The sequence below is a fragment of the Mangrovibacterium diazotrophicum genome, assembly GCF_003610535.1.
Classification (GTDB): Bacteria; Bacteroidota; Bacteroidia; order Bacteroidales; family Prolixibacteraceae; genus Mangrovibacterium; species Mangrovibacterium diazotrophicum.
Map to the genome: position 1 here is coordinate 827,747 of NZ_RAPN01000001.1, position 12,970 is coordinate 840,716.

The 12,970-nt window shown below is 45.2% G+C and carries 8 protein-coding genes; all 8 read right to left on the reverse strand.

Going from position 1 to position 12,970, the window contains the following annotated elements; genetic code table 11:
- Positions 1 to 123: 123 nt before the first annotated feature.
- Positions 124 to 2,847, reverse strand: coding sequence for a glycoside hydrolase family 2 protein (locus BC643_RS03320; RefSeq protein ID WP_120271745.1), 2,724 nt, complete (start codon positions 2,845 to 2,847; stop codon positions 124 to 126).
- 10 nt (positions 2,848 to 2,857) lie between these two features.
- A complete protein-coding gene (locus BC643_RS03325; RefSeq protein WP_120271746.1) occupies positions 2,858 to 4,531 on the reverse strand; it encodes an FAD-dependent oxidoreductase in 1,674 nt (557 codons plus the stop codon).
- Positions 4,532 to 4,547: 16 nt separating this feature from the next.
- Positions 4,548 to 5,240: an SGNH/GDSL hydrolase family protein gene (locus BC643_RS03330; protein WP_120271747.1), complete on the reverse strand. Its 693-nt coding sequence runs from the start codon at positions 5,238 to 5,240 to the stop codon at positions 4,548 to 4,550.
- A 30-nt stretch (positions 5,241 to 5,270) separates the two neighbouring features.
- Positions 5,271 to 7,187, reverse strand: coding sequence for a glycoside hydrolase 5 family protein (locus BC643_RS03335; RefSeq protein ID WP_147377123.1), 1,917 nt, complete (start codon positions 7,185 to 7,187; stop codon positions 5,271 to 5,273).
- Between the two features lie 11 nt (positions 7,188 to 7,198).
- Positions 7,199 to 7,963 (reverse strand): LamG domain-containing protein, encoded by a 765-nt coding sequence (locus BC643_RS03340; protein WP_211337970.1) that lies wholly within the window; start codon positions 7,961 to 7,963, stop codon positions 7,199 to 7,201.
- Between the two features lie 138 nt (positions 7,964 to 8,101).
- Positions 8,102 to 9,196 (reverse strand): glycoside hydrolase family 5 protein, encoded by a 1,095-nt coding sequence (locus tag BC643_RS03345; protein ID WP_120271750.1) that lies wholly within the window; start codon positions 9,194 to 9,196, stop codon positions 8,102 to 8,104.
- Between the two features lie 54 nt (positions 9,197 to 9,250).
- Positions 9,251 to 10,453 (reverse strand): glycoside hydrolase family 88 protein, encoded by a 1,203-nt coding sequence (locus BC643_RS03350; RefSeq protein ID WP_120271751.1) that lies wholly within the window; start codon positions 10,451 to 10,453, stop codon positions 9,251 to 9,253.
- A 34-nt stretch (positions 10,454 to 10,487) separates the two neighbouring features.
- Entirely contained in the window at positions 10,488 to 12,848 is a 2,361-nt protein-coding gene (locus BC643_RS03355; protein WP_120271752.1) for a glycoside hydrolase family 3 N-terminal domain-containing protein, read from the reverse strand.
- Positions 12,849 to 12,970 lie beyond the last annotated feature (122 nt).

Consider the following 12,970-nt stretch of genomic DNA (forward strand, 5'->3'; position numbering starts at 1 on the left):
AGTTGGTTTTACTCACGCTAGCGTCCTTCTTCAGAATTAGACTATCCGAGTTTTTGCTATCGTTGGTCAGAAAGGCTCGAATACAATTTGTTTCCAGACAATCAGAATTCGAACTCCATTCACTCATCGATCTTCAGTTACGACCACCGGGTCTGTATTAAAACCTTCCAACTCAACGCGAGAAAGCCCGTTTTCCAGATCATTCAGAGCAAAGTCGATCGTAACTACCTTACTTTCACCGGGTAGCAAGGAAAAGTAATTATCGCTGTAAAAAGCAGGATTGACCAAATTGTCGGTTGTTGTATCCATTACCTTCAATCGGTTGAAAAATGCCAGATGATCTGAATTGTTTTGGATGGTCACAGTATAATATCTTCGTCCGTTTTCGTCACGGGATTGCTGTGTACAGGTTAATTTTGTAGGTTGAAGATCCGCGAACGATTCAAAGCCACCATGCAAAGGTCCGCCAACCGTCCACGGGCCTTTGTATTCATCAGTCGACCTCCAATAGAACGAATCTGAGATAAGGCTATCCAGATTGTTGTAAACTTCAAGTTTGATGAAATGAACAGGCGTTAGCGGTTTATCAGATAAATCCAGTTGAAGCACATCATTTTTGACGGCGTCCTCGCCTAAATCAAAGAGCGCCCCTTCCTCAATAACAGTAGTCATATCAGAATTGATGACCCGACAACGCACTTGCAGATTTCCATATTCCTCGTACAAATCGTTGGTCACCGAAACCGTATTCTTAATAAAGTCGAACTGAGCATGAATAGGCTCTAACGCATCCTGACTAAAATACAAGGCTGCAGTCGGTTCGAGATACCAGTCCCACATGCGCGAACAAACCTGGGGAGCTGGGCTGTTGTGATACCAAAACAGCACCCCCGAAGCAAATCTATCGCCATATTCGTACTTGTTGTAGTTCCAGTTTTCCCAGATGCTGCGGTATGCTACCGCTCCAACGAGTTGCCCTTTTTCGGCATAATCTTCAATATTTTTCGGTTTTCCGTACTGCTCAATTGCCGTTCGGTATTTCGTTGTCATATTGTGAAAACCGTTCCCATCCAGGTAATCCCAGGTTTCCTCGTTGATGGGCCACAAATCTTGTTTGGGCATCATTTTGCGCAGTGATTCTATGACCGGGGTACATGCCGTTCCGTATTCGGGGCAGAAGCCATCAATCCGGCTTCCGCGATCTGAGGCCGTGTTGTCATAATACTGCATCGGGTTCTCATACTTGTACGGACTTCCATCGTGTACACCACAACATTCCGACTGGACCTGGTAACCACGGGTACCGTCCAGGTGAGTTAAAATCGGTTCAATGTCGATGATATTATCCTGCTCATTCGAAGAAACATAGTAGGCTAAACTAGGATGATTCCGAATACGCTTAATGGTTGACCGTACGTTGTTATAATACAAGGTTGTGTCCACCGGAGGCTTGGTATCACCAGTCATCCAGAACTCATGCCACACCAAAATTCCCAGTTCATCGCATAAATCAAAAAAGTAATCGGACTCACTAATACCCCCGCCCCACAAACGTAAAAGATTGATGCCGGCTTGACGGGTATAACGAAGTTCCGCATACATCCGGTCTTTCGATGTTTTTAACATGGCTTCCGGAATCCAATTGGAACCGTGGATAAACAGACGTTTACCGTTCACATAGAAAATCCGGGACCCATCAGGGGTATTGCGATCAGAGCGAATGTCTCGAATACCGAATCGTTGCGAAAGCTCATCCGATATTTTCCCATCTACCTTTACTTTTAAGTTCAGCGTGTACAAATGTTGCTCCCCCTTGTTGACCGGCCACCAAAGCTGCGGATCATCAATGACCAACTCGGCATATTCATCCGGGCTTAAAATAATCTCCCGCTTTTCTCCCGGATTCAACTTTATTTTCTTCGTAATGTGAATTGATGTATCCTCAATGTGTGCCTCGATTACCGCCTCTGTTTCCTTGTGCGAACTATTGACAAGCTGGAATGAAACTGTTTCCCTGGCTGGACAAAGCTCTGGAATTGGCAATTCGCTCTTCACAAAAGGATTTTCCAGCTGAACATCTCCGGAACCGAACACTTTGACATCCCGCCAAATGCCGGTGTTCCGATCCCTGATACCATCGTGAAACGTAAAATCCCAGCCAGCGGTCATCAACATCGTTACATTCTTGCCAATTTCTCCATCGCCACCGTTTCTGTTTTCATTCGCAGCCACATGTTCCTTGGATTTCGATTGGGTTGTTCCGGGGTATTCAACCGGCTCTACCGAAACGGCCAGCACATTTTCTTGCCCCACTTTCGCCAGTTCTGTAATGTCGAATTTCTTTTGCAGAAACATTCCTTTCATATCTCCCAGCGCCTGTCCATTCAGATAAATATGTGCGATGTAATTTATTCCGTCAAACTGCATCCAGATTCGCTTTCCATCCATACTTTCGGGTATCGTGAATGATGTGCGATACCAAAAATGATAGAAATCACGACCAACGTCGGCAATATCCGGAATGATTTTATTCACCCGCATGTTGTTCTGACCGAAATACGGATCCGGAAATTTTCCGTCATTCACCAGGCTGGTTAGCGCTGTTCCCGGAATCACAGCCGGCATCCATCCGTCCGTATTGAAACCAGAGCTGGAAATATCAGCACCTGAAGCGTTCACTTCTCCGGCTCTTTTCATTAGCCAGCTATAGGGCTCCCCCTCCTCCGGGTGAGAACTTAGAATGATCTGTTTCTGCTCAGATTTCTTGCCATTCTGGTTACAGGCAGTGCCTATCAGCAAAACGATGCAGAGATAATAGATTAGTTTGTTCCTCTTTAGTTTTATCATGGTTGTTGGTTTAGTCGTTTAAGCTCAGTACCTGTTTTTTCTGCATTAAATGTTCCCGCATTTCTAGGTAAGAAATATCCTGCACTGCAGACTTGTCATCAATTGCAATCGTAGCAGCAACGGCTGCTGACTGCCCAAGAATCATGAATACCGGTTCCATGCGTATGGAGCCGTATGCGATATGACTGGATGAGACGCAAACCGGGACAAGCAGGTTTTTACATTCTTCTTTTTTAGGGATAATAGAACCGTAAGCGATTTGATATGGGGCATGCGGATGAACCCCAAGATCGCCTTCATTTTGCACATAGCCCTCTTCGGTTACAAAGCGCTGAACGTTGTGCGAATCCATGGTGTAAGAGCCCATTCCAATGGGTTCAGGAACTAAACGTTCACCCAAAATATCTTTCTCTGTGGTTACATATTCGCCAATCATTCGTCGCGCTTCCCGAATGTAAAGTTGGTGTGGCCAATTGCCGTTATCCGTAAATTCGTCTTTCGCCAGTCCCCAGTTTTTCATTTCCTCCCGTATCTTTTCCGGTACCCGCTCATCGTTGGCAACATAGTAAAGTAGTCCCTTTTGATAATTCGCGTGTTCCTGAATAATCTCCTGCCGGCGTTCATACGAAGCTTCCGGATAATCATAGTTCATGCCAATATTGTCGCTACTAAACGGACCGTGATTATTCGTATCCGTCTTACGATTCGGAATCAAATCAAACTTATTGAACCACTCATTCCATCCACTGTCAAACAAGCGCCCGAGCAGCTCAAAGTCGTTCGGATCGTAATTGTCCGGTTTGGTAAACGGCACGCGGTTCTCCGGATGGTTCGACATACACAAACGGAAACAGTAGGCCTGGATCTTGTCATCTCCACTACAATTTGCACCGGGCTTTTCATCCGCTATTTTCGGCAGTAGTCCGCTGGATGGATCGCCCGGAATGACGTATGGGTCAATGGGAACCTGGAAATGATGCGTGTGATGAAATACACCCGCCTGAACGCCGTTCCATTTCTCTCCGTATTCATCACAAGCCTCGCGACCAACATGGTAGGATACTCCCGCAGCGGCCATTAGGTCTCCTTCATAAGTTGCATCTATAAAAACTTTTGCCCGGTACCGTTTCCCGGAAAGCGTTTCAATCGCCACAATTCTTCCATTTTCTTTTTCGACACCTGTTTCGCGATCAAGCCATTCGTCCCGAAAAACAGGGATCTTATTTTCAGCAATTAAATCTTCAAAGACCTGTTCAGCCACATGAGGCTCAAAAATCCACATGGTTCGGCTTTCCCCGTCCATGGCAACCGTTCCCTGTCCCCGATTGCCAAAGTCTGAGTGTTGCTCCCAGTTCCAGGCCAACGAATCGTTATAATGCTGCCATACGCGATGATAGAATTCGCGGGCAAGACCGCCAATGGCTTCCTTATTTCCGGTATCAGAAAATCCCAGTCCATTCGACGACAACCCGCCAATGTGAATATCCGGACTGACAATGACTACCGATTTCCCGGACTGTGCCAGCTCAACCGCAGCAATGACTGCCGACGAAGTTCCGCCGTAAACAACAACATCTACCTGCGTCAATTCGGACTCGGATGTACACGAAAAAAGTCCGGTGATCAGCAGTAACAGGAATAAGCTGGGTATTATTTTTTCGTTTGTCTGGTTCAGTAGATTCATTTGATTTCAATTAATTTCACAAAAGTTTTTCAATAGCTTCCCTGATCATCGGGTTCATAACTTCTTCATATCCGGCCTTCAAAGGATGCACACCATCTTTTGAATATTCAGTTTTCAGTCCTTTTTCGCTGTCAACCATTTTACTATAGAAATCAACATAGGGAATTCCATTTGCTGATGCATAGTTTTCGATAAGAGAATCGAGTTGAATAATCTGATCAGCAGGCTTTAACTCGGGTCTCCATGAAAATCGATTTGCCGGGAGCACGGAACAGAAAATGACTCTAATGTTGTTTGCTCTCGCCAGTTCGGCCATTGAAATCAGGTTGTTCATAATCATCTCATTCGTGGATGGCCCGGTATTGCCTGCAACATCATTTGTACCAGCCATAATAACGACAACTTCGGGCTGAAGATTAATCACATCGGCTCGAAAACGAAGTAACATTTGCGGTGTGGTTTGACCACTGATTCCACGACTGATATACCCATTGTCACTGAAAAATTCAGGGCAATTGCGAATCCAACCTTCGGTAATCGAATTTCCCATAAATACGACGCGGGATTCCCCCTCCGCCGGTTTTGCCAACTGCGTGTTCTGCTCTTCGTAACGTTGAAGATTTGCCCAATCCTGAGCATTAGCCTGAATGGCGAATCCGGCAACCAACAACAAAGCGGCCACTAGTTTTTTGAGAGTGTTTGTTTTCATGTTCAAGTATTTTAATTCGTTTGGGATGTTTTATTTTTTCGAATTCAATTTTCCAAGGTAGCCCAAATGCACCCGCCCAATCCAAGGGAAACTGTCGGATTGGCCAGCTCGTCCGGTAGATATCTTCACATAAGAAGTTCCTTTTGGGAGTACAGAAACAGAGTAGATAAATTTGTCGACTGTATTATCTCTCCAGCCCGAGATCTGACTGGCATAGGCATCACGGTGCGACTTCACCAAAGCTCCATCTGGAATTGGCTGAAAAGTTTTACCATCGTTGCTATATTCCAGGCTTATTTCATCCGTCGACCCGCTATAGACGAAAACCTGAATTGACTTAATTTCATCAGCATTATAAGTGACAAATCCAGAGCTTGAGCCGGCGATCCTTTGAAGCTGGAAAAAATCTTCCTCCGTTTGCCTAAACCGAGGCCAGGTTTCTGTACTAATTTCCATGTTTTCACTGGATGAAGTGATCATTGAAAAATCAGCTAAATTATCCATCACCATTTTCTTTCCAGGGCGAATTGGCCCGACGATATTGGATGGCTCAGATTGACCGGTCTCATTCTTCCCGATGACCCGGTAATAGTAACTTTCTCCGGCCATAACAGAAGAATCACTAAACATGGGATAGTAATACAAACTGTAGCTGATGTCGAATTCGCCGCTCACATCCGTCCACGGTCCTTCCGGAGTCGTCGAGCGTTCAACAAGGTAGTAACGGGCTCCGGAGGCACATCGCCACTTCAATGCAACGGCATCCTTCTCCAGGCTGGGATACAAATAAGGAGCACCAGCGGGGGGCGGCAGGGGTGGTGCCACCTCCCCTCTGATTTTATACCCGTACTCTCTAATCTTCATCAGATTTTCCCGCTCGTTGAAATAGTCACCGCTATCGAAGCCGGGCCAGCGACTTCCTCCCCAGCTGTAAGCATGAAACAAAGCATGCCCGCCAATCCCCCCGTTGTATTGTGGTTTCATCAGGCTCCATAACAAGCCTCCTGAAGTTCCCGTTTCGCAGATCTCGTCAAGTATATCCGTGAAGCCTTCCATTTTTTGGAATTCATCGATCAACAATGGCCTTTTCCCTTCGCAGACTTGCCATAATTCAGTTACCGAATTCTTATAATTGGGATATTGCCGGGTTTTAACCAAGTCGATGTCCTTGCAGTTTCGAACGACATCATTGACAATCGTCTCCATCTCATCAACTCCATTTGCCCTCCGAGGATCGGAGATTAGCTGATTAGGAGCCAGTTTCTTCAGGTATTTAGCCATCTCGTTAATCCACGCACCTTCATGATTTGGCACTTCATTTCCGAATTCCCACGCCATAATCGATTTATCGTCTTTGTAGGGCACACCTGTGTATGAATTCACCCGTTCAGCAAATACCTTCAGCAGATCTTTGAAGCCGTTTTTAACTTCTTCTGATTCGTAGTAATCGCCCCCTCCATACAGTTTACTAAAGGCTTCCGTTCCACCCCAGTATTTATTTTCCTTCACCAAACAAAGGATGACTCTCATCTGGTACTTATTGCAGAGCTCCAGCATTTTGTCAATACGCCGAAAAGCTGTTTCATTGTAGGAATAAGCACCATTAACCAAAGCTTCAAACTCCCCAGATCCGTCTTCAACAGTAATTCCCCACGTGCGGAAAACAGTCACGCCCATTTGCGCCATATCTTCGAAATACGACTCCATCTCGAAGGAAAGTTCAATCGGATCATACAGATATCCCGACTCCGGATTCGTATTCATGTAACCATCATAATGTCCGTTGATGTTAGGGGCATTCACCCCGATAAACCTAAAAACCTGCTTTCCATCCATCAATTGGTCGCCATGTCTCGTGATGAAATTATCGAAAGCAAACAGCTTGGCTCCACCAAACAGAAACATTAAAAACAAGAAGTATATTTTTAGTTGTCGATTTTGTATCATTCGCTGATTCTTTAGTTTGAAATAAATTCTATCTCCTGATCTGATAAAGCCCTGTCGAAAATCGCTACGCCGCCAATCTGCCCACAGAAGAGGTTGCCCATGCCGTGCTCTAACAATACCGCGCCGACTGTAAAATCAGATCCATTATCGCCAATTCCATCGGGGAAATAATACGGATTCTTTGACTGCACCAATCCCTTGCAATCCGCATCAAACTCAGCGGTATGAGCGATCAACTCCGGTTCACGGGCTTCGAAAACACCGTTTAAGTACGACTTAATCCATTGCCCGTCGTAGGTCATGGCAACACAGGCCCATTTGTTGACAGGAACCTCTTGCTTGCTCGCCGAATAGTCGATTGAATACGGGAATGGTGGTGTGGGCTTTCCTGTTCTCGAGATATGCCCGCAGACCTGATTCTCACCATTGTAGTGCGGAAGAGATACAAACAAGCCGTACTGACGTTTTCCACCATCTTTATACTCGTTCCACATACCTGCCACGAACCCGGTATTTCCCTGCCACTTCACCCAGGCAATTACGGTCACACCTTGACTGTCACCTGAAATATTTAATGCGCCAATGTTTACATGCTGTAACTTCAAATAGGCTCCGTCTCCGAACAGGGCGGAATAGCCAGACAATGGTCCTTCATCAATTCGGGAAACCTCCCCATCCACTTCGCATAGCGGGAAGTTTGATACACCATAAGCCACGCGATCGGTTCCCTCAGGCTCTTTGAAGTCCCAAAGTGCTACCAATCCATCCATCTGCATAATTTGCTCAGTTTTTCCTGCAGATTTTCTTTGCTTTTCGTGGGAATAACTATCGGTTATCAGGCAGAAGCAAAAGCCAAATACAATTAATATTTTGAAGGTGAAACTCATTCTGATCGCAGTAGTCTTTTCTTTTGGTTATCTCAACTTAGTCAACTGGTATTGCTTGCCGTCTCTCAACACTTCAAGCACATCCTGCCCCCAAAATGGTGTTGGGGTATAATCCCAGTCTAAAATCAATCGCGGAGTTGAACGAGGATGAAAGCACCAGGCTGTCCAATTGAGCTCATATTTTTGGATGAGCCCCAACATATCAGGTACCCAGGTTTCGGGCATTTCATGTCTTTCCGGTGGAATAAACGGCATGCGCTCCGGCTCAGCTCCCAGCTCACCCAGGAACAACGGATAGGTGTCAATCGCCATCATGAACTTGTTTTTCCAATCGCTTTTCCATGGGTAAACATGTGTTGACAGCATAATACCGTTCCCATTTCGGTCGTCTAGCGCATAACCATCAAAATATCCGCTGAGGTCGTAACTCCAATCCAGGCCGCCAACAATAACAATATTCTGCGCACCGGTCGAACGCACTGCATCAATCAGCGCCTGCATTCCAACCGATTCAAAATCTTCGTATTTTTTATTGTTCTCCGCCAATGCATCGGTCGCCCGTTTTTCATTGGTCACCAAACCTCCATTTTTCCATACCTCCCACGAAATATCATGTGGTTCGTTGAAAAGCTCGAAAAACACTCCGGGATGATTTTTATAAATCGAAGCTACTTCTTTCCAAAAGTCAGCATGAATCTGTTTGGGAGCTTTAAAACGGTGCAAATCAATTACCACATATACTCCCTGCGAAGTCGCTTCTTTTACAAAGTCGTCAAGCAATTTTCGATACGAAGCACCACCATCTGTTTGCTCTTTTCCTTTGCCAAACCAAAAATCCTCATTGACCGGGCAACGCAGGCAATTTACCTTCCAGGTATGAATGGCAACATTTGTTGACTGAAGAATATTCTCGCCATTCGCCAGCCATTCCATACTCGCCAGCGATACCCCTTGTAACCATACTTTTTCTCCTTCCGCATTTACCAAATAGCGACCTTCAACATGAAGCATCGATGGTGTTTTACTATCATCTATAACTTTGGGGTTGACTCCCGCCTGTGTATTCAGCACGCTAAGGCAGGCCGTCAAAAGAAGGAGTACAATTAATCTGATTTCTTTCATTATTTCTGATGTTTTGTTTAGTGGTTTATTAAGGATAAATGTTTTAACCCGCTATTAGGGTTCTCTTCGCATTTTCTTTAAGCGTGAAAGTGCCTCGATGTAGTAATAATCCGCGTAGATGATCGAAGCATCGATTTCTCCACCAGCTGGAAAATGTCCGGTACTGTGCACTAGCATCGCCTTATTTCTATCGCCACTCTGGTAATCTGCCGATGAGAGGCGCGTGAGCAAATCAACTGCAGCATTAAAATACTTTTGCTTTCGCGAATCTTCCCGTTCCAAAGTAGATAACTCTAACAGGGCCGAAGCAGCAATCGTAGCAGCAGAAGCATCCTTAGGTGTCGTTGAAGTTACCGGAGCATCAAAATCCCAAAACGGAATTCCATCAGCGGGTAATCGTTGTAAAAATTTATCAGCCAGCTTTTCTGCTACATTCAGGAACTGTTCGTCACCGGTTTCCCGATAAGCAACGGTATAACCATAAATTCCCCAGGTTTGACCTCTCGCCCACATGGAGCTGTCACTGTATCCCTGGTGCGTAACACCTTTAATAAAATGTCCATCCAACGTATCGAAAACAGCAACATGGAAAGTCGTTGAATCGGGTCGAACCAACGTATTCATGCAGTGCCTGGCATGGCTATCGGCGATCTCGTATAGCTCCTTATTGCCGCCATTTTTAGCGGCCCAAAACAACAGTTCCAGGTTCATCATATTGTCGATAATGGTATTGTGTGGCCAACCCATGGCTTTTACCATGTACGGCCACGACAAAATGGTACCAACCTTGGGATTAAAGAGCTCAGCCAGAGAATCAGCCGCCTGCAACAAAACCTCTTTGTACGTTTTGTCACCCGTCAAGCGATAGCCATTCCCGTAACTGCAATAAAAAATGAAGCCTAAATCATGATCCTTTTGCGGAGCTAGCAAGACCTGACTTACTGATTCCGTATATTTTCGGGCTGTTTCCAGAAGAATTGAATCTCCACTTTCCTCATACGCATACCAGGCAATTCCCGGCCAAAAACCACTTGTCCAATCTTCTGCAGCGGTTGTGTTCCATTGTGTTTCACTATCCAAAATATTTCGGGGGAATTGACTGTAATCATCAAGACTTTTCGCTGTACTCTCTGCCTTTCCTACACAATAGTCCAATTCCTTTTGAACCAAAAATTCTGCCATTTTGGACTCGTGACTGCATGACGATACTAACACTGTTGCCCAAAAGAATGGAATAATTAAGATCTTATTTTTCATTTAAATAGTTCGTTTGGATTGTTCAGTTTTCGCGTTAGTTGTTAGTTATTTCAAATGATCCGGATAGTCTGATATCTTCGGAAGAACTGCCAACCATCACATTGAAAATTCCGGCTTCGACTGTAAACTGTTCATGAATATCCCATAGCCCGAGTTCTTGTTCCCCCAATGTGAACTCAACTTCTTTCTGCTCGCCAGGCTCAAGCGAAAAACGTTCAAAACCTCTTAAGACTTTTGTATAGGTTGTGACACTGCTGAAAGCATCATTCAGGTATAACTGAACGACTTCATCACCTGTTCTGTCGCCGGAATTACGAACTTTGAAACGTACTGTAACTGTTCCTTTTAATCCTTGCGTTTTGGGTGTCACCGACAAATCGCTGTATTCGAAAGTCGTGTAACTCAATCCAAAGCCAAAAGGATAAAGCGCTCCCCAAACTGCTGTTTCAGAATCTTCATTGGAGCCCGGTTTAAATGGAAAGGCGAATGGAATCTGTCCAACTGATTTTGGAAAGGTGACGGCCAGTTTGCCCCCCGGGTTATAGTCGCCGAAAAGCACTTCGGAAACAGCCTGTCCTGTAAATTCGCCGGGAAACCAGGCATGAACAATAGCCGGCAAATTTTTAGCTGCAAAGTTGATTGAAGAAGCACGTCCATCCAGCAATACCAAAACCACCGGTTTGCCTGTTGCGTATATTGCTTCCATCAATTCCTGCTGGTGTCCCGGCAAATCGAGGCTGGTTCGTGAGCGGTCTTCGCGGACAGTCAACTCTGAACCACCAAGTACCAACACCACGGCTTCTGACTGATTGGCCAGATCGACTGCTTCAGAAAGCATCGTCGCTTCATCTGAGCTTTTCGGGAATTTCATAATTTCACTCTCAGGGAAGTGCTCGTCAATGATATCGCAACCTTTGGCATAACTTACGTTTGCATCCGGAAGCATTTCTGAAATTCCCTGAAATACAGTTTTGATAGGTGCATTTGCCGGACCATATCTTGACAAAAGCAACTCGCGTTCATCTGCATTAGGTCCAATTACGGCTACTGACTTCAATGATTTTTTAAGAGGTAGGAAGTTATCTTCATTTTTCAACAAAACAATTGACTTGCGAGCCGCCTCCAAAGCAACTGCCTGATGTTCCTTAGAATGCACAATCTCGTCGGCCAATTTGCTATCGCCCAAATAAGGATTGTCGAACAAGCCGAGATAAAACTTTACCCGCAATACATCGGCAACACGCGAGTCAATCGTTTTCGGAGAGATTTTACCATGAGCAACAGCATCACGCAGCGGTGCAACATATTCCTCAGGCTTCGTAAAATTGGTCCTGATATTTAGCCCTGCATTTATTGCATCAGCTACAGCATCTTCTTCCGACTCGGAGACATGATGCTTTGAATACAAAAATTCGAGCGCACCGCTATCCGACACAACGTAGCCCTTAAAGCCCCATTGCTGACGGAGTAACTCGGTAAGAAAATAGAGACTGCCGGTAATTGGCACACCATCGTAATCATTGTAAGAACTCATCACTCCCATCGCTCCCGCATCTTCAAACGCAACACGGAATGGCTCCAGATAAAGCGTTTTCATTTCCCGGGGTGCAACATGGGGATCAGTTCTGGTTTTTCCATCCCTTCCGCCCACCGGGACACTGTACACGGCAAAGTGTTTAACCGTTGAAACCAAACCGTTGTCCTGCAAACTTTTGATCATCTGTTTGCCCAGCTGGCTGACCAAATACGGATCTTCACCATAACATTCTACGACTCGCCCCCATCGCGGATCCTGCGCCAAATCCAAAATTGGAGAATAAATGTTTGTATACCCAAGCACTTTGGCCTCTTGGGCCTCCACTTCGCCTATACGGGCAATTAAGTCTTTATCCCAAGTCGCACCTTGTCCGCATTGAGCCGGGAAATAGGTTGCACGGTCGTGACAAAGTCCGCGAATACCTTCATTTGTAAAATCAACCGGTATACCTAAGCGGGTATTTTCCACAAACCAAAGCTGGGTTTGGTGAATCGTTTCGACGTGTTTACTAAAAGGAAATGAATATTCACTTTTGAAGGTTCCCAGTCCATTATGCTGTTCGTCAATATTCCCAATTCCGTCTTTCCAAACCCGACTATCCCACTCTGCCGTCGGCAGCGCATCTGTTAAAACCCGACCGGATCCGTATAGCGTTGCCAGCTGGCAGGTTTTCTCGTCCATAGTCATTTGAGTCAACAAGTCCTCAATACGATCTTCCGTTTTTGCAGCTGGATCCTCGTATACGTCCAGCTTTCCGTTTTTGTTGAAATCGATCCACCCCTTGTGATAAATCGTTTTCTTCTGACCATATCCGAATTGAACAAACAGTAATAAAATTAAAATCAGCTTAGTCTTCATAGTTTTCCAATCATTTGAAAGATTTGAGAATTAAGTTTTCGGGGATCACACTCTTATTTTTAACAGGTATCTCTTCGATCGCGGTTATAAAATGAGTACAATACCAACATTGAAAACCCTAC

Coding starts and splice junctions, on each gene's coding strand:
- BC643_RS03320 (WP_120271745.1), bottom strand. CDS start 2,847: ATGATAAAACTAAAGAGGAACAAACTAATCTATTATCTCTGCATCGTT.
- BC643_RS03325 (WP_120271746.1), bottom strand. CDS start 4,531: ATGAATCTACTGAACCAGACAAACGAAAAAATAATACCCAGCTTATTC.
- BC643_RS03330 (WP_120271747.1), bottom strand. CDS start 5,240: ATGAAAACAAACACTCTCAAAAAACTAGTGGCCGCTTTGTTGTTGGTT.
- BC643_RS03335 (WP_147377123.1), bottom strand. CDS start 7,187: ATGATACAAAATCGACAACTAAAAATATACTTCTTGTTTTTAATGTTT.
- BC643_RS03340 (WP_211337970.1), bottom strand. CDS start 7,963: ATGCAGATGGATGGATTGGTAGCACTTTGGGACTTCAAAGAGCCTGAG.
- BC643_RS03345 (WP_120271750.1), bottom strand. CDS start 9,196: ATGAAAGAAATCAGATTAATTGTACTCCTTCTTTTGACGGCCTGCCTT.
- BC643_RS03350 (WP_120271751.1), bottom strand. CDS start 10,453: ATGAAAAATAAGATCTTAATTATTCCATTCTTTTGGGCAACAGTGTTA.
- BC643_RS03355 (WP_120271752.1), bottom strand. CDS start 12,848: ATGAAGACTAAGCTGATTTTAATTTTATTACTGTTTGTTCAATTCGGA.